Annotated in this window: 25 protein-coding genes; 8 read left to right on the plus strand and 17 right to left on the minus strand. The window is 55.0% G+C overall.

The window, feature by feature from the left end:
- Window positions 1-12 precede the first annotated feature (12 nt).
- On the plus strand, window positions 13-672 hold the full coding sequence (locus tag AC2FI9_RS17490; RefSeq protein ID WP_496725618.1) for a response regulator transcription factor: 660 nt from the start codon (window positions 13-15) through the stop codon (window positions 670-672).
- Entirely contained in the window at window positions 672-2012 is a 1341-nt protein-coding gene (locus AC2FI9_RS17495) for a sensor histidine kinase (RefSeq protein ID WP_496725619.1), read from the plus strand. The genes AC2FI9_RS17490 and AC2FI9_RS17495 overlap by 1 nt, the downstream gene beginning before the upstream one ends.
- Window positions 2013-2211: 199 nt before the next feature.
- On the opposite strand, the gene AC2FI9_RS17500 is transcribed toward AC2FI9_RS17495, so the two are convergent.
- From AC2FI9_RS17500 to AC2FI9_RS17515, 4 genes are all read right to left on the minus strand, one after another.
- Window positions 2212-2388 (minus strand): YgaP family membrane protein, encoded by a 177-nt coding sequence (locus AC2FI9_RS17500; RefSeq protein ID WP_496725620.1) that lies wholly within the window; start codon window positions 2386-2388, stop codon window positions 2212-2214.
- A gap of 166 nt (window positions 2389-2554) precedes the next feature.
- Window positions 2555-2746 (minus strand): helix-turn-helix domain-containing protein, encoded by a 192-nt coding sequence (locus AC2FI9_RS17505; protein WP_496725621.1) that lies wholly within the window; start codon window positions 2744-2746, stop codon window positions 2555-2557.
- Window positions 2747-2758: 12 nt separating this feature from the next.
- On the minus strand, window positions 2759-3265 hold the full coding sequence (locus AC2FI9_RS17510; RefSeq protein WP_496769405.1) for a Crp/Fnr family transcriptional regulator: 507 nt from the start codon (window positions 3263-3265) through the stop codon (window positions 2759-2761).
- 101 nt (window positions 3266-3366) lie between these two features.
- Entirely contained in the window at window positions 3367-4212 is an 846-nt protein-coding gene (locus AC2FI9_RS17515) for a LysR family transcriptional regulator (protein WP_496769406.1), read from the minus strand.
- Between the two features lie 89 nt (window positions 4213-4301).
- On the opposite strand from AC2FI9_RS17515, the gene AC2FI9_RS17520 reads away from it, so the two are divergent.
- The 4 genes from AC2FI9_RS17520 (at window position 4302) to curA (ending at window position 7506) form a co-directional block, all read left to right on the plus strand.
- A complete protein-coding gene (locus AC2FI9_RS17520; RefSeq protein ID WP_496769408.1) occupies window positions 4302-4766 on the plus strand; it encodes a c-type cytochrome in 465 nt (154 codons plus the stop codon).
- A 13-nt stretch (window positions 4767-4779) separates the two neighbouring features.
- Window positions 4780-5688: a c-type cytochrome gene (locus AC2FI9_RS17525; protein ID WP_496769410.1), complete on the plus strand. Its 909-nt coding sequence runs from the start codon at window positions 4780-4782 to the stop codon at window positions 5686-5688.
- 137 nt (window positions 5689-5825) lie between these two features.
- The gene (locus AC2FI9_RS17530; RefSeq protein WP_496769412.1) at window positions 5826-6269 is read left to right on the plus strand and encodes a cation efflux transmembrane domain-containing protein; all 444 of its coding nucleotides are present in this window, start codon (window positions 5826-5828) and stop codon (window positions 6267-6269) included.
- Between the two features lie 202 nt (window positions 6270-6471).
- The gene (gene curA / locus AC2FI9_RS17535) at window positions 6472-7506 is read left to right on the plus strand and encodes an NADPH-dependent curcumin/dihydrocurcumin reductase (RefSeq protein ID WP_496769414.1); all 1035 of its coding nucleotides are present in this window, start codon (window positions 6472-6474) and stop codon (window positions 7504-7506) included.
- A gap of 76 nt (window positions 7507-7582) precedes the next feature.
- Here the strand turns inward: curA and AC2FI9_RS17540 are convergent.
- The 12 genes from AC2FI9_RS17540 to AC2FI9_RS17595 all read right to left on the minus strand — a co-directional run bounded on the left by AC2FI9_RS17540 (window position 7583) and on the right by AC2FI9_RS17595 (window position 19208).
- A protein-coding gene (locus AC2FI9_RS17540; protein WP_496769416.1) for an IS5 family transposase occupies window positions 7583-8340 on the minus strand; the annotation gives its coding sequence in 2 pieces (ribosomal slippage) (window positions 7583-8019 and window positions 8019-8340; 759 coding nt in all).
- 109 nt (window positions 8341-8449) lie between these two features.
- The gene (locus AC2FI9_RS17545) at window positions 8450-9460 is read right to left on the minus strand and encodes a DUF2955 domain-containing protein (protein WP_496742016.1); all 1011 of its coding nucleotides are present in this window, start codon (window positions 9458-9460) and stop codon (window positions 8450-8452) included.
- Window positions 9450-10514, minus strand: coding sequence for an HlyD family secretion protein (locus AC2FI9_RS17550; RefSeq protein WP_496725629.1), 1065 nt, complete (start codon window positions 10512-10514; stop codon window positions 9450-9452). The genes AC2FI9_RS17545 and AC2FI9_RS17550 overlap by 11 nt, the downstream gene beginning before the upstream one ends.
- A complete protein-coding gene (locus tag AC2FI9_RS17555; protein WP_496769418.1) occupies window positions 10511-11590 on the minus strand; it encodes an AI-2E family transporter in 1080 nt (359 codons plus the stop codon). Before AC2FI9_RS17555 ends, AC2FI9_RS17550 begins: the two co-directional genes overlap by 4 nt.
- Window positions 11591-11766: 176 nt before the next feature.
- The gene (locus AC2FI9_RS17560; RefSeq protein ID WP_234416729.1) at window positions 11767-12036 is read right to left on the minus strand and encodes a potassium channel family protein; all 270 of its coding nucleotides are present in this window, start codon (window positions 12034-12036) and stop codon (window positions 11767-11769) included.
- A gap of 1050 nt (window positions 12037-13086) precedes the next feature.
- Entirely contained in the window at window positions 13087-14250 is a 1164-nt protein-coding gene (locus tag AC2FI9_RS17565) for an NnrS family protein (protein WP_496769420.1), read from the minus strand.
- Window positions 14251-14283: 33 nt separating this feature from the next.
- Window positions 14284-14457, minus strand: a complete 174-nt coding sequence (locus AC2FI9_RS17570; RefSeq protein WP_496725632.1) for an NnrT protein — start codon at window positions 14455-14457, stop codon at window positions 14284-14286.
- A 62-nt stretch (window positions 14458-14519) separates the two neighbouring features.
- Complete coding sequence (locus AC2FI9_RS17575) at window positions 14520-14693, minus strand: protein NnrT (protein ID WP_496725217.1); 174 nt, start codon at window positions 14691-14693, stop codon at window positions 14520-14522.
- 1 nt (window position 14694) lies between these two features.
- Window positions 14695-16581 (minus strand): nitric oxide reductase activation protein NorD, encoded by a 1887-nt coding sequence (locus AC2FI9_RS17580; RefSeq protein WP_496769423.1) that lies wholly within the window; start codon window positions 16579-16581, stop codon window positions 14695-14697.
- A 5-nt stretch (window positions 16582-16586) separates the two neighbouring features.
- Complete coding sequence (locus AC2FI9_RS17585) at window positions 16587-17381, minus strand: CbbQ/NirQ/NorQ/GpvN family protein (protein ID WP_496725634.1); 795 nt, start codon at window positions 17379-17381, stop codon at window positions 16587-16589.
- Window positions 17382-17384: 3 nt separating this feature from the next.
- A complete protein-coding gene (locus AC2FI9_RS17590) occupies window positions 17385-18734 on the minus strand; it encodes a cbb3-type cytochrome c oxidase subunit I (protein ID WP_496741978.1) in 1350 nt (449 codons plus the stop codon).
- A 21-nt stretch (window positions 18735-18755) separates the two neighbouring features.
- Entirely contained in the window at window positions 18756-19208 is a 453-nt protein-coding gene (locus AC2FI9_RS17595; protein WP_155147961.1) for a c-type cytochrome, read from the minus strand.
- A gap of 119 nt (window positions 19209-19327) precedes the next feature.
- On the opposite strand from AC2FI9_RS17595, the gene AC2FI9_RS17600 reads away from it, so the two are divergent.
- The gene (locus tag AC2FI9_RS17600) at window positions 19328-19543 is read left to right on the plus strand and encodes a DUF1858 domain-containing protein (protein WP_496725636.1); all 216 of its coding nucleotides are present in this window, start codon (window positions 19328-19330) and stop codon (window positions 19541-19543) included.
- A gap of 5 nt (window positions 19544-19548) precedes the next feature.
- On the opposite strand, the gene AC2FI9_RS17605 is transcribed toward AC2FI9_RS17600, so the two are convergent.
- Window positions 19549-20259: a Crp/Fnr family transcriptional regulator gene (locus AC2FI9_RS17605; RefSeq protein ID WP_170335652.1), complete on the minus strand. Its 711-nt coding sequence runs from the start codon at window positions 20257-20259 to the stop codon at window positions 19549-19551.
- Between the two features lie 156 nt (window positions 20260-20415).
- Between AC2FI9_RS17605 and AC2FI9_RS17610 the strand changes: the two genes are divergently transcribed.
- Window positions 20416-20847, plus strand: coding sequence for a pseudoazurin (locus AC2FI9_RS17610; protein ID WP_496769425.1), 432 nt, complete (start codon window positions 20416-20418; stop codon window positions 20845-20847).
- Window positions 20848-20868 lie beyond the last annotated feature (21 nt).

Raw genomic sequence — 20868 nt, forward strand, 5'->3', positions numbered from 1 at the left:
TAGCTTTTGAATATGAGAGTACTTCTGGCTGAAGATGAACCGCAGCTATGCGAGCAGGTTAAAAAACTTCTAATTGCGGAAGGCCGTGTTGTAGATGTGGCCAACAATGGTACAGACGCCCTGCACCTGGGTGCGACAGAACCTTACGACATAATCATCCTCGACATCGGGTTGCCAGAACGCGACGGTATTTCTGTCTTGCGTGAATGGCGTAGTGCAGGCGTTAAGACGCCTGTTTTGATCCTGACGGCTCGCGACGGGTGGAGCGAGCGCGTGGATGGCCTGGATGCCGGCGCTGATGACTACATGACCAAGCCGTTCCACATGCCCGAGTTGGCAGCACGTGTGCGTGCAATCCTGCGCAGACAAAGCGGTCAGTTGAACCCTGTGATCGAAATGGGGGATGTCTCGCTCGACACACGAAACGGGCGCGTCAGTGTTGGTGGAATTCCTGTGGTTCTGACCGCGCAAGAGATCGCCGTTCTTACCTACCTTGCTCACAACATGGGACGCATGGTTTCGCGCACCGAGTTGTCAGAACACATTTACGAATACGACGGCGATCGGGATTCCAACACCATTGCTGTTTTCATAACCCGGCTGCGTAAAAAACTAGGCTCTGAACTTATTACGACTGTCAGAGGGCGCGGCTATATGATCGATACCGCCTGATGTTGTCGCTTCGCCAACGCGCGTTGCTTGGCGGCCTCGCGACTGGCGCCCTTTCTGTGGGTGTCGGAACGCTCGTTGTGTTTTCCTACATCAATACCCGCGTCCTGGAACAGTTTGATGAGACGCTGCGCGACAGGCACACGCAACTTATTGTCGGCCTGAGCGCAACCACAGACGACCCTGAGGCTCTGCGTGATCTCATGTTCGACCCGGCCTACGGAACGCCGTACTCCGGCAGGTATTGGCAAGTGACGGATGGCAGCGGCGCCATATTTACGTCCGCATCGCTCTTTGACGAAACAATTTCCGAACCTGCTGGCTTGAGGGAAGAGGCAGTCGTCTGGAACACCGCTGGCCCGGATAATGAGGCCGTGCGAAGTGTGTTTCAGAAGATCACGTTCGAAGACGGAACCGAATGGGGCGTGACTGTCGCTGAAAGCAGAGGAGAGCTGATCAGCGAACGCCGGGCCGCGCAGGACAACTTGCTGCCGGTTTTTGGATTGGTTGGCTTGATCGGAGTTGCTGGTTCATTGATGTTGATGTCTGCAATTGTCGGTCCTCTCAGGAAGCTGCGCGCAGATGTGGCGCATCGCTGGGACAAGGGAGACGATCTTAAGCCGGAGGGCTATCCGGAAGAAGTTTCGCCACTTGTCGAGGACCTCAATCAATTGCTGCACAGAAACCGCGAGATTGTATCTGGTTCTCGACGGCAAGCGGCTGATTTGGCGCATGCGCTAAAAACCCCGACTGCGATCCTCCGAAACGAACTGGCAGCTTTGTCGGACAACGGAGCAGATACCGAACCTGCCGACGACGCGTTGAACAGGATCGATGCTCAGCTCAAGCGCTCCCTTGCACGCATGCGTGCGTCAAACACCGCTGAACTTACATACTCTCGAACTGATCTTACTCATTCGGTTAATAGGCTATCCAGATTGTTCTCGGTCACGGCAGAGCGTGAAGGAAAATCTTTAACGACAGAATGCGAGAGCGGACTTCAGGTCCGAATGGACGCTCAAGACATCGAAGAAGTGATTGGAAACCTCCTCGACAACGCTCTGAAATGGTGTCGGACAAGAATTCACATAGCTGCCAAACGTGTTGCGGGCGGTATTGAGATTTGCATTGAGGATGACGGACCTGGAATTCCAGAAGATGCACGTGAAGGGGTACTGCATTCCGGAGGGCGGCTGGACACTTCTGTTCGAGGAACCGGTTTAGGTTTGGCCATAACAGTTGACTTGTTGAACGCTTACGGCTGCAAGCTAACACTGGATACATCCTCTAGCCTCGGCGGCTTGGCTTGCCGGATTCTAATTTCAGGAAAGACACAAACATAAATAGCCGAGACCAGTCCCTAGCTTCGGGCAATCGAAGTACAACTCATTTGAGAAGAATGGGAATTCGAACGACTTCGACACTTCTCGTACGGGGAACAGTGTGCGTGTTGGCCGCGACTGCGGAATCGTAGCAAGATATAGAATAACGGGCGCATGTCACAGGGCGAACTTTGCAAAGCCCGGTTACTGCGCTTCACTGTTATTCGAACAGCATGCACCATCTTGTCGGTTTTTGACTCATTGCGGCCTTGCGCCAACGCAGCAATGCCGTTGCGCCAGGCAGGTTCACGCTGCACGTCTTGATCCTTAGCGCGGAGTAGATCGGGCCAACGCCAACTAGACCTGTGATGAGCGGGATGATGCCAATAAGCCCCACATCGTCTGAGAGCCGACAAAGGTCAAAGACAGCAACACAAGGTCAAGAATGATACGCGTGCGCGACCAAGTGTTCCTTCATTTCTGGACATCATTAAATCCTCCTTGGTTGATTGATGCCCAATTCTAACCTTTTACGTCGCCGACAGACGGTGACAGAGTCACCGCTAACCTGCGGCAACATGTTCCAGTTCCTTGCGATCAAGTATGGCGATGCCGTCCTCATGCTGCTTTACCCAGCCTTTCTTCGCGAACTCCGCCAATCTGCGGGACACGTAGGCGCGGCCTGAGGCTGTTTCGCTTGTGAGTACGGAGTGGGTTGCCTTCACCCTGCTGCCTGAAGACGCAAGCCTTATCAAGGCCTTGGCGAGTCACGCATCGAAGTTCGTAAGCGCCACATCTTCAATCAACTGCTGTTGTTCCGAAAACCGCGAGGAAACGGACAACATAATCATAACTCGGAACTCAGCGTCCTCGGCGAGCTTCTTTCGAAACTCGTGAGCTAGCACGATTTGCCCGGTCAAGTCGGTCTCTGCAACACCTTCGGCACCGTAGGCCTCGTCCCTTATCAGGCATGACAAAATCTGGAGGCATACGTCGGCCGACGTGACACGATATAGGACCACTTCGCGTCCGCTCGGGCCTGTAAGCGTTACACGACTTGATCCCTCTGACAGAATGATGAAGCTTGGACATGCTTGACCTGGTTGAAAGACTGTTGCGCCACATGGCGCGGCAAAACTGCGGAGGACACTCGTTCTCGCAAATATCCCAAATTCCCGAAGATTAGAAACTCGTGAATTGATCAATTCAAGCCGGATCGCCTTAGATTCTTCTCGTGTGCAGTCTGGGCTCAGTTTTGCCGTTCTCCGCAGCAATCATAATTGATTGGAGGAGCCCAATGCGAACGTTTCCGACTGGACATTGCAAATTTGGAAAGTCAAAAATGTAAGAACTCGAAAGTCTCAGTTGCATAAAATCACTTAGCTAGCGCTTCCGATATACGTTCGACTAGTGCCTTCTGAACTACAGCAAACCTTGGAGTTTGCGAGATTTCTTCTAACGTTGCGACCCACAGCGGAACCTCGAACTTAGGATTCACTTCCTTCGACCGCTTAAGGCGGGTATCCACGTCGCCAAAAAATGACGGCAAAAAGGTTTTACCAGCTCCCGAGGCCGCCATCTGCTGTAGCACCAGAAAACTGTCTGCTCCATTGGTCATTTCGTCGGCGCTTACATTCTGCGCCAGCCATTTGGCAGGAAGTGAACGACTCAACGCTCCGTCTAGCCTCATCCATTTGCGATTGGGGCTACCATCGTCATAGACACCGAAGGACAGCGTTCCTGCACGCTCTCCGATTAGCCCTTCCCCGAGCTTTATCGAAGGGCGCACAGCAATGTCTGCTGTCAGTCGGGAAAGATCATGGTGGCTGTTCTGGCTTAGCAGAGTCAGGTTCAAACCTGGGTAAAGGAGTGAGATTTCGTTGAGTATTCTTGGGAGAACAATCTGACAAAGACTATCAGTCGATGTAATGCGCACGTGACCCATTGGCGAGCGATTTGCTCCGACAACCGCCCGCTCCACCGAAAGCACCGCTTCTTCAACGCTTTCCATGGCTGAAAAGATCGCACTGGCTTCGGGGAGAACGGAATATCCTGACGAACTTTTCTGAAAAACCACGCAACCATTGCGTTCTTCGAATGCGGCCACCCTGCGCAAGACTGTGGCGTGCGTGACGCCCATCGCCGCCGCCGCCGCGTTCAACGAACCGTATTTGCTTACGGCTAGTGCGTACCGAATGTCATCCCAGTTTTCATTGTTCATAAATTAACAAGTGACGACCAATAACAAACAATTACAAGAAAATTCGTTCAAGCTAACATTCGGAGCATTGAACAGGGAGACACATCATGATGAAGAAGTTCTCAATCTTCGCGGCAGGTCTTTTGTCATTGGTCGCCATTGGCACAGCCATCGCCCACGAAAGTGAAAACCCGGCTGTGAAAGCTCGAACCTCAATCATGCAACTCTATGCCTTCAATCTTGGTACACTTGGCGGCATGGCCAAAGGCGAAGTGGACTATGATGCCGAAGCCGCAACACGGGCTGCAAACAACCTTGTTGTGCTAACGCAGATCGACCAATCCGCGATGTGGCCCCAGGGATCTGACAATGTGTCCGATCCGTCCACCCGAGCGCTGTCGGCAATCTGGGAAAACTTCCCTGACGTTGGTGCGAAAGGGCAGGCCATGGCAGATGCCGCTATTGCGATGCAGGCTGCGGCTGGCCAAGATGTTGATGCCCTGAAAGCGGCCATGGGCGATCTGGGTGGAAGCTGTTCGGCGTGTCACAAAGCTTACAGAGCACCGAAAGACTAATCGGCAGATAGCTGTGAAGCGGATTTTCCTATTTACCGCTTTCGTTGCACTTTTGGTTGGGTTGGCCGGTTTGGTTCTGACCCGACCACAAAGAGTGGAGCCGTCTCAACTCGACGGTTTGAACCCAGATCACGCCAGAGGTGAAATCGTGTTCTACGCGGCAGGATGCGCATCCTGTCATGCAGCGCCTGATGCAGTTGGCGAGGACAAGCTCATGCTCTCCGGTGGTCGCCGGTTTGAGACGGATTTCGGCACGTTCACTGCCCCCAACATTTCCAGTGACCCAGAAGTCGGCATTGGGTCCTGGTCTGCCCTGGATCTGGCCAACGCCTTGATCCAGGGGACCGGACCCGAAGGGCAGCACTATTTTCCAGCGTTTCCCTATACATCTTACGCCAACATGTCAGCACACGACGTCGTTTCGCTTCACGCATTCCTCGGCACTCTGCCAGCAGCCACAACTGCAAGCGTTCCGCATGAGGTAGGTTTTCCTTTCAATGTTCGTCGTGGATTGGGGGGATGGAAACTGTTGTTCATGACACCAGGTTGGGTAGTCGAAAGTGATTTGACCGACCAACAAAGACATGGCAGGTATTTAGTCGAGGCGCTGGGTCATTGCGCTGAATGCCATACCCCGCGAAATGGTCTAGGTGGTTTAAAACGAGACCTTTGGCTGACGGGCGCTCCAAATCCAAACGGGAAAGGTCGTATCCCCGGCCTTACTTCAGACCAGCTTGATTGGTCCGAGGCTGACATTGCCGAGTACCTCAAATCTGGCTTCACGCCGGATTATGACAGTGCTGGTGGTGAAATGGTGGGGGTCATCGAGAACACGTCTCGCCTTACAGATGAGGACCGTTTGGCGATTGCAGCGTATCTCAAAGCTGTTCCTGTTTCGTCGACGGGGCTTCCATCAGAGTAACGTCGTTGGCGCCATGCAGGTGGACCAGATGCTGTCGTCGGTCGCTGTTAGGAAGCCGCAGGGCATATTCCCTTTTCACCAAACACCTGTTTTACGTGCTGAACACCGGAGTTCACCAGTCACCCGAGTTTCTGTTCATGATTGACAAAGGGTCGTGGCCAAATGACACAAAAAATCGCTCTTTGGTCCATTCCAATTTCCATTGTGGTACCGGCCTTGTAACTGCTGACCTGGTAGCTGACGGGCTCGGTGGCGTTGTTGTCAGACGCAATGGAATCAACTGTAAATGTCGTTGCAGCGCTGCTGGCGTATTTTGCAGTTCGGATTTCCAATATACCCCTGACGAAAAACACCTCTTTGGTCACAAAAAGGCCGAGTATCTTTCCGCCGTCGCCGAGGGCGTACTGATTGTGCTGGCGGCATTCTTAATCATCAGAGAAGCTGTGCTGGCACTCCCAAACCCGCATCTTGAGGATGCGCCACTTCTTGGAATCGTTGTCAATGTCATCGCAACTGGTGTGAATGGCGCATGGGCTTACCCACTGTTCGGAAATTGTGCGTTTCCTTGCAAGCCATGGTGAGAAAATTTTACAATTGAACTTGAGCAACCACGCATGTGTTGATGCCCTTCCGTCCATTGGCGTAAGGAAGTTGATGAGCTCGTGCTCAAGGGAAACTGAACGTTCTGGCGATCCAGCGCCGGGAACCTGAAACTGATACGTACTCTTCGCAAAGAATACCCCCGCTTCCCTCAAACCGACACGTATAAGGAAAGAGCACTAAATGACCCAGACCACTGATACTAATCGCCGGATCGTATTGAATGAGCGTCCCAGTGGCGAGCCCGACGCCAGTACGCTCCGTTTGGAAACCGCAGATATCCCTACGCCGGGCGCAGGTGAAATGCTGGTCCGCACACATTACCTGTCGCTCGACCCCTACATGCGTGGGCGGATGAACGACGCTAAATCCTATGCCGAACCCGTAGCAATAGGAGAAGTGATGACGGGACAGGTTGTAGGGGAAGTCATTGCTGCAAATCTCGATGGTTTCGAAGTTGGCGACTTTGTCCTCTCAAACAGTGGGTGGCAAGATTATGCAATCTCCGATGGTCACGAGGTCATCAACATGGGTAAATCTCCCCAAAACCCGTCTTGGGCTCTTGGGATACTTGGGATGCCTGGCTATACTGCCTATGCAGGGTTATTGCAGATAGGCGAACCAAAACCCGGCGAAACCGTTGTTGTTGCCGCAGCCTCCGGCCCTGTTGGAGCTACCGTGGGTCAGATTGCCAAACTCAAGGGTTGCCGAGTTGTCGGGATTGCTGGTGGGGCCGACAAGTGTGCCCATGTGGTCGAAAACCTCGGTTTCAACGCCTGTATTGATCATAAGACCGCCGATTTTGCCGACCAGCTGCGCGCAGCATGCCCCGATGGGATCGATGTCTACTTCGAGAATGTTGGTGGCAAGGTGCTTTATGCTGTTTTACCCTTGCTCAACCCCTTTGCCCGTATGCCAATCTGCGGCGTAGTTTCGTGGTACAATTTGACGGAGCTACCCAAAGGTCCCGATATGGGACCAGCAATAATGGGCACCTTGCTGAGGCAGAAGGTGAAAGCACAGGGTTTCATCATTTTCGACAGCTTTCCAATATCGCTTTACCAAGAGTTCACACGCGATATGACAAGTTGGATTCAGGATGGTGCGGTTAAGTACCGCGAGCACATGGTGGATGGGTTGGAGGCTGCACCAGAAGCCCTGAACCAGCTACTTCGCGGGGAGAATTTTGGCAAAATGGTTGTGAATGTTGGTGCCTGAAGAGGCCAAGGAAAGTTCTAACGAACAAGTGCCAATCGATTTTTTGGTTGGCACTAATAGTACTTAGGGTCAGGACTCATAGCCAATAGATGACGGTAGCCGCCAGTGCGATGGCTGAGAGGAAGACGTTTGGGCACCTGTCGTATCGGGTTGCCACTCGCCGCCAATCTTTCAGCCTTCCGAACATGATCTCGATCCGATTGCGACGTTTGTAGCGGCGCTTGTCGTACTTCACCGCTTTCTTCCGCTGCTTCCGGCCTGGGATGCACGCGCGTATACCTTTGTCTTTCAACGCTTCCCGGAACCAATCAGCGTCATATCCGCGATCCCCAAGCAGCCATTCGACATCTGGCTGGCTGCTCAACAATGCCCGTGCGTCGATATAATCGCTGACCTGCCCGGCCGTCACAAAAAAGTTGAGTGGGCGTCCCTTGCTGTCGCAGATAGCGTGCAGCTTCGTGTTCATGCCGCCCTTGGTCCGACCGATCAGGCGTCCACGCCCCCCTTTTTGACGCCCAAAATGGTCGCTGTGCGGTGCGTCTTCAGGTAGGTCGCATCTATCATCACGGTCTTATCTTCGCCGTGCTCAGCGGCCAATCCGGCCATCATCCGGGCGAAGATGCCCTTGTCGCTCCAACGTTTCCAGCGGTTGTAGAGCGTCTTGTGCGGGCCGTATTCCTTTGGCGCATCGCGCCAGCGCAAGCCATTGCGATTAATGAAGACTATCCCGCTCAACACCCGCCGGTCATGGACGCGGGGTTTGCCGTGAGACTTTGGGAAGAAGGGCTCAAGACGCGCCATCTGGGCGTCGGTCAACCAAAACAGATCAGACATGTTCGCCGCTCGTTTTTCGAACCGTGAATCACGCAACCCCGTAGAAATCAATGGGTCCTGACACTAGGGATTCTATTTCTTTCAGAACCACGCCACATCGCAACTAACTTCATTGAGCCGCTTGGCGCTCTTTCTCCGGCCAAAATTCATCCACCACCACATATGCGATGATTACAAAAAAAGCGGCGCTGGCAACTTGCAATACGCGAGTGATGCTCTTGACGTCAGCCTCGTCTGAAAATGGTGCAACCGAACCCCCATATACAATCAGAGCTGTCGTAATAGCGGAACCGGCGGCGGCGGCGAGCGGGACTTTTGACTTTCCAAGTGCTCCGAGTGTTAGGCAAAAGAAAAAACACAGCAGAATGGGGGTGAGAATAACCGGAGCTATTACGTTTATTTCATAACAAATGATGGATACTGCCGCCCCAAGAAGATTTGCCGTCAGCATAGCTTTTGCAACTGTTTTGCCTGCAGCGGGCATTGCCGCAAGTTGCTGGCTCAGCAGGGCGACAAAAAACAAAACTAGTAATGCAGATGCGCCGGAAACAAAAAACGCCAAGGCAAACGGCACTGTTACAAGCGACATCCTGACTATTCGGCGATATGGGTCGAAGTTCGGCGACGATGCGGCCTTCTTCTGGGCCGCTGATTGAGGTTCGGCGGGGATCAGCACGAACATTAGCGTCGATACAAAGCCTGCAAACAGCAGATTCAAAGGTATCCAATACACAAGCACCAAGGCCAGATCCTGGGATTGCAGAACCAAGTTTGGGATCATCAATGCTCCCATGAGAGCGATGACACCTGGTAAAACTCCGGCGCCAGAAACTGACCACATGAAAGACAGGATTATTCCAATGGCCACCAGAATGAGAAAAACAAGAGGATATGGTGAGAAGATTGACGACACCAGGAACGAAATGAACATCAATCCAATCGAAAAAACAAACAGCTTAGCAAATGCTGCCAGAGGCAATGCGGCGGGCGCCTGCAAAAACAGTGCGGCGAACACCGCCCCAACGACGGCGAGTGGCCAGCCAAGAAACAAGCCCAAGGAAAAGACGCCGGTAACACCCACCGCAAGCCGGGCGACAGAGCGTTGGTCCTCAATACGCATAGGACAGTATTGAAACCACGCGGATGTAGGTGCGGCCTACCAGGTTCAGCAATGAGTTGTCACTTAGATACATGATCACATCGGCCTGCCCGTTCAACTGAAAGCGAAGATCATCTTCGGCACTTCCAGCTTCATAGCCCGGCAATACGATCCTGACTGGGAACCTTTCCGGCTCCCGCAAGAAACCTTTGGTACTGGGCGGACTCGCCAGTTGCCCGGGCACATCACCGCCACTTAGGGAAACGGCCGCGCTAAAGCTCTCAATGACGCCAGGAACAATCTGACCGGGATGCATATCCAAAACCACATCAACCGGAGACCCTACCGAAGCTCTTCCTAGGTTGTTCTCGGTAAAATACGCCTCGATCCAGACGTCAGTCGCGTCCAGAAATGTCAACAGATCCTGACCGGATCGCGCATACGTTCCAGGGGCTATCAACAGATTAGAGATCACGCCTGTCGCCGGAGCACGCAGTTCAGTCCATTCCAGGTTCAGTTCCGCATCCGCCAAGGCCGCCAACGCGCGCTGGATTTTCGGGTTTTCAATCCCATCGTCACCAAGCCTCTGTTTTGCTTTTTCCAGATCCGCTTTTGCGTTCTCATAGTTTGCCTCGGACTCTGCCAGTTGCCCTCGCGCATCATCGGCCTTAGTGACGGCGATCAACCCTTTCTTTTCGAGCGCAAATACGCGTTCCGTCTGAATGCGCATTGTATCCAGATCGCTTTGCGCCCTTGCGAGTTTGGCCTGTGCCGCTCTTACCTCTGCCGAAGATGCACCCACCTCTTGAGTGGCTGCCTCGAGATCAGCTTCCGCCTTGTCGCGCTGAATCTCGTAGGGTCGCGCGTCGATCCGGACAAGGACATCTCCGGCCGAGACAACCTCACCGTTTTCGACCAAAACTTCAGTCACAGTGCCAGTCACCTGCGGGACGATCTGGGTCGCCACGGCTTTTACTCTGGCGTTCCCGGTAAATGGTGTTTTCCGATCAGCGACCAGGTACCAGACAAGGAAAATCAGAATGACAGCCAGGGTTGTCCATATTGTCTTCCTCATTTCGCCGCACCTTCAGCAGCGCCCTCGGCTTCGGGCGAGGTATCAATCCAAACTTTGAATAGCTCATAGAAAACAGCGAAGAGAACCGGCCCCATAAAGACGCCGATCAAACCGTACGCCATCATACCTCCGAGAACACCGATGAGGATGACCAACATGGGAGTCTCAAGGCCTTTTGAAATGAATACGGGTCTTAGGAAACTGTCCATTATCATGACTGGAACGGCCAAAACGGTGAAGATCAAAGCAGTTCCGCCAGACATGGAACTCCATGCGTAAATAATAACCGGTATAAGAACCAATCCGGGCCCGATTTGGATAATCGAAAGTATCAGGCAGATAAATGCCAGCGTGGCGGCCGAAGAAATCCCAAACAAAGCCAACAGTATCCAAACGCAGACCGCCTGAATGGCTGCTACACCAATCACGCCTTTTGTCACGTTCCTAATAGTTGCGCCTGCCAGTGTTACGAATTCACCGCCGCGCGGTGCGAAGACACGGTTTGCAAAGCGCTGAAGACCCTGGACCAAACTTGGCCCGGGGCTGAACAAAGCCCCCATAATCAGTACGGAAAGAGCTAAACCAAGCAGCCCGATTCCGATGCCCAGCACCTTTCCGAAGAGCGATTTGGTGATCTCAAGGATTTGCGTGCCGTATTTTGCAAGCGCGCCGTCAAGATTGCGCTCAAACATTCCCCAGACATCGGCTATTTTGTCTCCCACCAAGGGCAACTCCTTGAGACCCTCTGGCGCAGGTGGGACTTTCAAGTCACCTTTGTCTGCTTGTTCCGCGAATTCAGACCCAAGTTCTGCGGCACCAGACACCGCGGTAGCGACTGGCCCGAGGGTCAGAACAAGGCCCAGCAAAACCAAGATCGTCGTGGCAAGTTTTTTCCGCCCTCCCAGCTTGGACTGAAGCCAATCAAATGCCGGATATAGCGCCACACAGAGGATCGTTGCCCAGATAACCACGCTCGCAAGCGGGGCCACCATGACCAGGGCGCTGTAGAGGAATAGTCCGAGAAACAGCAATCGTATCGCTAGATCGACAATCTTTGCGTCCTGTGTCTTTTCCATTCCATCCCTCCATGTGTTTTTCGAATGTTACACTCAAAAAACATAATATGTACATTTTTTTGAATTTTAGTGATCGTCTATCAGTTTGAAGACACAAATGAATCCGAGCCACAGCTTGAGGGGCCCAGTCAAACCAATGCCTGGGCATGAACTCGATTTGGTCAAATTGGGATAATCTACTTGTCCGCTTTTTTGTCGTCCTGGGACAAGATTGTATCCGCCACTGTGGTCGCCGCGGTCACGAAGACACCGAGGCCCACGACGATGTAAATCATTGTGAAGATCTTCCCTGCCGCGGTTTCAGGTGAGAAGTCACCAAACCCCACGGTCGAAATGGTCACGACAGAAAAGTAGATTGAGTCGAGCCAACTCCAACCTTCGACAAAGTGGTAAAAGACCGAGGCCCATAAAATCATTCCAACTGTGAAGGCAAGAATGCCTTTCACTCTACCGTCTTTGAGAGCGACGCCTATCCCACGTGTTATTCTGGTTAGTGAATTCATCATGTCCTCATTCTTTGATGAATTCATACATAGCAGTAATTAGATAAATATGGAAAACCGGAGGCACTTGGCTGCCTGTCGCTTGAAGCTTACGTCCTGCCGCCTTGGTCAAAGCTCATGCAGCGCATCCGCTTTAGCTAGGGTCCTGACCCTACACCGCACGACTCATGATCTCCGTGGTGTGCATAGCGTTCATTTCGAAGTGAGATTATTTCATCATGTGCATGCTTATGTTCCTCTGGGACGTTTTTTCTAACGTACTTTGTCACTCCGGTAGTGGATGAAAACAGCCGTCCATACGAAATCACAAAGGCGGCGGTCATTGCCTCAATTTCCATTAACGATGGAAGTGAAACTGTAGTTCTGTCGACTTCCACCTTATTCAGATCAAGCCAGTCGAGATAGAACTTAAGGTGATGCACTGTCATGATATTGGTTGTTGTCATTCTGAGTCGGTTGATGTCCCGTTTATTCTCATTAATGACGTCGGCTGCGTCTTCTTGGGTGAAGCTCCTTGTTACGTCTCCGTTAGTATGGTCAAAATATACCCTACGTTCACACCACTGAAACCAAAGTCTGCATTGGGCTCACTGCCGATGTTCTCTGTGGTGAGCTTGAATATGTCCTTTGAGCCCTTACTTGACCTTGGACAACACCTAAAGTCTCGCTCGTGCAGCAAGTCGCGAACCGCACATTCCAGACGTTCAGAACGAGGTGGCAAATAGCAGGTGAGCAGACAAAGAGGTCCTTCGCTATGGTGGATTAAACGACCGCTATTGATGCGGTCTTACAAAACGGGGAAAATTTTTCCATTTTCAACGATCAAAGACCGCTTCCCAAACATGTTTGCGGAAATATTTGGTTGCAACTAATCGTTTCACGTCCTCGCCTTTCTTCCATTTTCCAGAGCCAGGGCCGGCGTGCGGACTTTGACTCGATAGTTCCGGATGGTTTGGAGCGCTATAGTTTCGGTCGCACGGCAGTTTCCAAGCGTTAGCCTGTTTTTGTGGAGCGGACCAAAAGAGGAGCGTAGCACAAAACAAACCCACCAAAAGACAGAAGCCAGAAGATGCCCGAAAGATCGGTTAGGCTCGGTACTTTATCAGCGAATAGCCGCGCGGCAACTGCCACCAAAAGCGCAAAATAGATTGTAACCGTCATACGGTCTGCGCGCAGTGGACGGCCGGTGTGGCCCAAAGTGGCTCTGGTCATGACGGCAAGTGTCATCCCGCCGATAGCGCCAACCATCCAAAGATGTTGTGCTGCAGCAAGCCCGGAGCTGCCCGATAATATGGCCGCTCCCAGCGCAAATGCACCCAATGGAATGAAAGCGTAACAGACATGCAGCATCCAAAGCAGCGGTTCTGGTGCGGTCTGATGACCTTGCCAACGCAATAGACGTACCAGATGGAGGACACTCAGCAAAAGAAGCAGCACAGCGGAGACTTTCAGGGCCGGCTGAACCGCCCACAGCATTAGAATTGCCATCGTCGCCACAAGCACGACTTTGTCAAATGACTGCATCGGAGGCGCCGGGAGTTTATTGTGCTGCCGCTGAACCAACCAGTTGCGCGTGAACGAAGGGATGATCCGACCGCCAATTACTGCAACCATCATCAATGCAGTGGCGAGCCCCATACGTAACCCAATGCCTTGGGCTGCAAAGCCGCCACGTGCGTTCTCGATGTGGAACAGCGCGTTTGCAATCGTGAACAGGGCCAGCAACCCCAGAACCAACAGATTGCGCCAGTTCCTGCCTGCCACGATCTCACGCAATATCAGCCCGCCAAGAATTATCGGAAATATAAGATCAATGGCGGCGGCCCATCCAAGCGGAAGGAATGCGGAGGTCAGTACCGCGACGCGTCCTGCACACCAGATCGCAAAAAGCGCGATCAGAGGCCAGCCCACCAGAGGCAATCGACCGGTCCAGTTTGGCACTGCGGTCAGCAGAAATCCTGCGAGCACAGCACCAAGGTAGCCAAACAAAAAAGCGTGGGCGTGCCACGATACCGGATCAAACCGCGTAGGCAATGTCAGCACACCAGACAATATCAGGATCCAAAGCAGCATGGACAGCACAGCCCAGACCGAAGCGAACAGGAAGAACGGGCGAAATCCGTAACTGAACAGCGCCAGTCCACGCCAGGCGCGCATCTGTTGCATTGATGAGTTTGCCACAGCTAATCCCTAGCCCTCTGTTCTGCCATCGGCGATATCCATCAGGTGCCGTATGTGACTGGCAAAATACCATGTCGCAGGTCCACCAATTACACAGCCCAACGCGATGGACCATCCGGTCGACAGAACCGGTCCGCCTATCCAGCTGAATATCAGAGACAAGAAGAAAACGTTAACTGCCATGGCGCCTGCCCCTAACGGGTACAGAACCAGGGTAATACGGGTAACTGTCCAACTCTCCTGGGTCATCGGCGCGACACAAGCCAATGCACAACCCCCAGCGCGGCGATCAACGTGACGCTGCCAACTGCGAACCAGAACTCGGCGGTGGCGGATTGGGCCTGCGGGATCGGGCGGTCAAAACTTTCGGCCCAAACCGGGGATGCGAGAAGGGTCAGGAAAAAGGGAAGGACACGCATGTCAAGTTTCCTTTGTCAGAGTGCGATAAATATCTGGCAATGCCCGGGTCAGCCGTTCGGGGTTGGGCAGCAGGGTGAAACCGCCGCGCCCGAAGATGCGCGCGAACCAGTCCTGCCCGTCTTCGTCGATGACGACGCCATGCAGGCTCTGCCCTGCGCGTCGGGCTTCGCGGACGGCCATGTGACTGTCTTCGATCCCGTGCTGGCCCTCATAATGGTCAAGGTCGTTGGGCTTGCCGTCGGTCAGCACGATGAGCAGCTTGTGGGACGAGGGTTCTTCGGCCAGTTGTGCGCTGACATGCCGGATGGCGGCGCCCAGGCGTGTGTAGTGGCCCGGCTTCAGCGCGCCAATGTTGGCGGTGATGTCGGGGCTCATAGGGGCGTCGAAGGTTTTGCAGCGGGTCAGGAACACCCGGTCGCGGCGCAGTGAAGAAAAGCCCCAGATGCCAAGCCGATCACCTGCCGCGTCGATGCCCGCAGCCAATGCGCCCATCGCCTCGCGCGCTACTTCGATCACTGAGGTGTCGCCGATGGCGGCCTCGGTCGATCGGGAATTGTCGATCAGGAAGGCGACCGACAGATCACGCTCGGTCTGACGTGCGGCCTGCCAGATGCGGTCGGAACCGCGCCCGGTTGCGGCCAGATCCGCCCGTGTGGTCAGCAGGGCATCGAGGTCAAGCTCCGATCCGTCGACCTGCCTCGGCTGTTTGATGCGGCGCGGGCGCAGGGCTTCGAACTGGCGGCGCACTTCGCGGACGCGGCGCTCGTTCGGGTGGAAGGGATGCGCGGCGTCGGGCTGAGCCGGGGCATCCAGCACGCGGCAATGCCCTTCCATGTAAGAGCGCGCGCGGTGGTTCCATTCGGGATAGGTATGCTCACCGGCCAAGGCTTCGTGATCGGCATCGGCGGGGGAAAGGTCGAGATGCAGGCGCAGGCGCGTCGCCGCCTTGCGGTGCTGTTTCGACAGAATGATCTCGTCCTGATCCTCGGCCGCCTTCTGGGCGTTCTCGTCATCGTCGTCATCGACGCTGCGATTGATGTTCATCGACTCGACCCAAGACAGGATCGACTCAAACCGGTGGATGATGATGCTGTCCTTGCGGTTCTGCTGATCCTGATCCTTGCGGCGGCCCAGTTTCCGGCTCGTCTGTGCGGCATTGGGCGGAGGGGCCGCAGGGTCGGCCTGTTCTTCGGTTGCCGCCGCACCCGATCCTGGGCGGGAAAAACGCAGCCAGATCGGTACCGGCGCAAAGGGTTTATAGCCGCGCGAGGTGGTTTCGGCACCGATTACCGGTGTTGCGCCGCAAAGCTGGTCGCGGATCGCGGTTTCGATCTGCGCCTCAGGCTTGGGGCGCAACACGTCGAGCCGTGTGGCGGCGCAGTGTTCTGCCATCCGGGCGTAGTCACCGCGCAGGCCAGGGCAGCTTGCATAGGCCCGGTCGGCGGCTGCGGCATTGGCGCGAATTAGTGCCCCGTCCAAGACAGCGCCATCCCCTTCAAGATCGAAATCGGTCACTTCGCTGACAGCCGCCAGCGCGGTCAGCCAGAAATAGGCGGCGCGGTTCAGGTGTGGCTCGGGGAAGGCAGCGATGGCCGGAGGCAGCGACAAGCATTCGCCGTCGTAGCCTGCCACCCATTCGCGGTCTCGCTCGGTCCCCAGATTGCGGCGCACCGGACGGCGGTGGCGCACCAGCGTCGCGGGGGCCTCGGCCAGTTCCACGCCCGGCGCACCGCCCAGCGCGCGGAACAGGACCGCAAGGCTGGGCCGGACCGAGGCAAGGGAAACACCCGCCTCGGGGTAGCTGACATGCGCCGCGATCCCGCTGGCCATCTCGTGCCAGAGATTGCCAACGGTTTCTTCGGGTTCCATGAGATCGAGAAGTCGCATGACGCTTATCCGTAAATTGTGGCAACCAGATCGCGCAGCGCCTGCTGCATGTCGGCCTCATCAGTCAGGGGTTCGACGATGGCGGCCTCGATCGCCTGATTGACCCCCATGCCCCCGGCCATCAGCGTGGCGGCATAGATCAGCAGACGGGTCGAGACACCCTCTTCTAGGTCCATGCCCGATAGCGCCCGGATATGACCGCCCAAACGTACCAGAGGCGCGACGCGGCCGGGTTCAAGGCGGCTTTCGCGGGCCACTACGGCAATCTCGATCTCTTCGTTGGGGAAGTCGAACGAGATGGACAGGAACCGCTGCCGGGTCGAGGGTTTCAGCCGCTTCAGCACGTTCTGGTAACCGGGGTTGTAGGATGCAACGAGCATGAAGCCCGGTGGTGCCACCAGTTCTTCCCCGGTGCGGTCGATCATCAGTGTCCGGCGCGTATCGGTGAGCGGGTGCAGCACCACGGTCACGTCCTTGCGGGCCTCGACCACCTCATCGAGGTAGCAGATGCCGCCCTCGCGCACCGCACGGGTGAGCGGGCCATCGACCCAGACGGTTTCCCCGCCTTTGAGCAGGTAGCGCCCGATCAGGTCGGCCGCTGACAGGTCGTCATGACAGGCAACGGTATAAAGCGGTTTGCCCATCTTGGCCGCCATATGTTCGACAAAGCGCGTCTTGCCGCAGCCGGTCGGCCCCTTCAGAAGAAGGGGCAAACCATTGTCATAGGCCGTCTCGAACAGCTCGCATTCACGCGCGACGGGCTGATAGAACGGCAGGGTCGGAGGTGTTTGCATGTTCATGGCTTACTCTCCGGGAACCGAGTCTGCGGCGCCGGGCGTGATGATCTCTTGCTTGCGCACGACCAGCATCGAGTAGATGAACAGCAACGCACCGATCACCACGGCAGCACCGGCGCCGAACCGCATCAGATAGAAGACGGACAGAGCGTCCTGCACATCCATGTAATAGTCACCGACCACCCGCTGCATATGGGTCTGGATGGTGCCCGCGAAGGTCAGCACGAAGGTCATGAACGCCATGCCGCCGGTCATCAGCCAGAACGAGGCCATGTTCAGCACCTGATTATAGGGCGCCCTGCCCCGCAGCATCGGCATCGCGTAGGTGAAGACCGCCAGGTTCAGCGCCACATAGGCCCCGTAAAAGGCAAGGTGGCCGTGGGCTGCGGTGATCTGCGTGCCGTGGCTGTAGAAGTTTACCCCATGCAGCGTGTGCAGGAAGCCCCAGACACCGGCGCCAAAGAAGGCCACGGTGGACGACCCCAGCGACCACAATAATGCGGCTTTGTTCGGGTGGTTCTTACGGCCCTTCCAGACCATGACAAAGGCAAAGCTCATCATCAGGAAGAAGGGGATCACTTCGAAGGTCGAGAAGATCGAGCCGATCCACTGCCAATAGCCCGGCAGACCGATCCAGTAGAAATGGTGCCCGGTGCCGAGAATGCCCGAAAACAAAGCGGTGGCGACGATGACATAGAGCCATTTCTCCACCACTTCACGGTCCACACCTGTCAGCTTGAGCAGCAGGAAGGCGAGGATAGCGGCCATAACCAGTTCCCAGGTCGCTTCGACCCACAGGTGCACGACGAACCACCAGTACATTTTGTCGAGACTCAGGTTGTCCGGATTGATGAACGCAAACACCCAGAGCAGCGACAGCAGCCACAGGCCCATCAGCAACACATTGGTGATTGCCGTCTTCTTGCCCGCCAGAACGGTCATCGAGACGTTGAACAGAAAAATCAGCGCTGCGACGAGGATGCCGAACTTGACCCACAGGGGCTGTTCAAGAAACTCACGCCCGCCATGGATGCCCACCAGATATGAGCCGACCGCGCCCAGCGTCCCCACCAGCAGGATGATGAGTTGCAGATAGGCCAGTTTGACCGAGTAAATCTCGCGCTCGGATTCCTCGGGGATGAGGAAATACGCCGCCCCGAAGAAGCCCAGCAGCAGCCAGACGATCAGCGCATTGGTGTGGATCATGCGGATGATGTTGAACGGCAGAAGTTCGGACAGGAAGTTGGGCGAGACATAGATCCAGCCCGCCAGAAGCCCGCCCAGAACCTGAATGCCGAACAGGGCTATTGCGGCCAGAAAATAGTAATACGCCACTTTTTGAGATTGGTATTTCATGTGATTTCTCCTTCGTGCCGCTTAGCCAGCGTCATTGGGCGGCCAGCCCTGCGTGTCGGTCTGATCCGCCCAGCGCAGGAACTCGGCGAGGCCGCGCATCTCTTCTTCGGTCAGATCGAAATAGGGCATCTGGCGTCGTCCCTCGACGCCCGAAGGCTGCGCCTTCATCCAGCCATCGAGGATTTCATAGGCGTCCTCGGGCGAGTCCATGACATCCCAGCGGGTCATCACGTTGCCCAGCTCGGGGGCGAAATAGGCACCCTCGCCATGCAGGCTGTGGCAGTTGATGCAAGAATGACGTTCCCAGACATGTTTGCCCAGAACGACTTCTTCGCTGAGTTCCATGCCTGCGGTTGACGTATTAACCACGTAACGGTGGCTGTGGACGGTCATCGCCACGAAGATCACGACGAAAAAGATCGAGCCCCCGTAGAAGATGTTTCGCGCCCGCGATTTAGTTAAGATTTCAGCCATGCGTCGGCCTCCTTCAGATCGGGATGCTTATTGCTAGCCCGAGCGAAGAAGGCACTGTTTGCGCCAGCGCAACGTTTGGAACGGTTCCAAGCCTAAAGTCGAGGGTGAGAGGAACCCCAATGCCTTGCCCGAACATTGACGATCCAGACCTGACGCTTGCGGATCTTATGGCGCAATGGCCGCAGACAATGCGTGTTTTCCTAAAGCATGGAATGTTATGTGTCGGATGCCTGGTGAACCCGTTTCACACCATCTCAGATGCCTGTCTGGAATACGATCTGGATGAAACGGCCTTTTTGGAAGAGCTGAAGAGCGCAATTTCTAGCTGTGCCTGACCGGACTAACCTTGGCTGAGCTCGACCAGCGCGTGTGGATCACATACTTTGATGCGCTTGCGTTTGCTTTCAACGATACCTTGCTTTTCCCATGCGCTCAGCAATCGGCTGACCGTATGCAAGGTGGTCGCAGTAAGCTCTGAAAGATCCTGTCGGGTGATGGGGAAATCAATCTCAATCCCATCCTCCACCTTGCGACCAGTCTGATTGATCAGACGTAACAGCGCGTTAGCCACGCGCTGTTCCACCTGTTGCGTCGCAAGCTCCACAATACGGGTGTTCATTTCTCCTACACGGTGGCCAACCGTCTTGTAGGTTTCAGTGGCGAAGCCGTCATATTCGGTGACGAAAGTATCCCACAGTCTGGTGGGCCAGCTCAGCGCGATGGACTCCGTCGCCGTGACTGCCGTGGCCGGATATGTCTCGCGCCCGATCGCCTTTGCAATTCCTAGAAGTTGACCTGCAGGGATATGCAACGCGGTGACCTGTTCGCCGGTCTGCGTAACCCGCACCACTCGGACATAGCCATCCAGCAACATGAAGAAACGATCGGCCGGGTCTTCTTCTTCAAAGATATGCGCGCCCGCTTCATAGCGGCGCGAACTGGCCTGATCCAGAATCGTGCGGATTTGCCGACGATCCAGTTTTGAAAATGGTGGCAAATGCGTCAGCAGGCTTTCATCAAGCCGCGGCAATATTTTCTTGGCTGCTTCCATCATGGCTTACCTGATTTGGCACAATCACAGCCGCAAAACCAGATCGTAACGGTCAGTGTTTCCCGAAAACGCACCAAACCTTGCGCCAGCGCAAATTTCAGATCGCGGAAATCAATAGAGTCAGGCCCAAGAGATCATTCAGGAAAGGACAATTCGATGATCCGCACGCTTACAACCAGCGTTGCACTGGCCACCCTGCTGGCCAGTGCCGCCTTCGCGGAAACCTTCGAGGTGCAAATGCTCAACAAAGGCAGTGATGGCGAACGCATGGTGTTCGAGCCCGCGTTTGTACAGGCTGCCCCGGGTGACACGATCAAGTTCATCGCATCGGACAAGGGCCACAACGCGGAAACAGCCAAAGGCATGCTCCCTGATGGCGCCGAGCCGTTTAAGGGCAAAATCAATGAGGAAATCGAAGTCACGCTGGATACCGAAGGCGTCTATGGCGTGATCTGCAAACCCCACTATGCAATGGGCATGGTGATGACCGTAGCGGTGGGTGACGTCGAAATTCCCGAGGGTTTCCTTGAAGGCCGCGTCCCCAAAAAAGCCAAGGCGCGTTTCACAGCCCAACTTGAAAACTTCTGATCCCCGATACGGCGGCGAAAT

The organism is Ruegeria sp. CDSA246 (genome assembly GCF_059611225.1).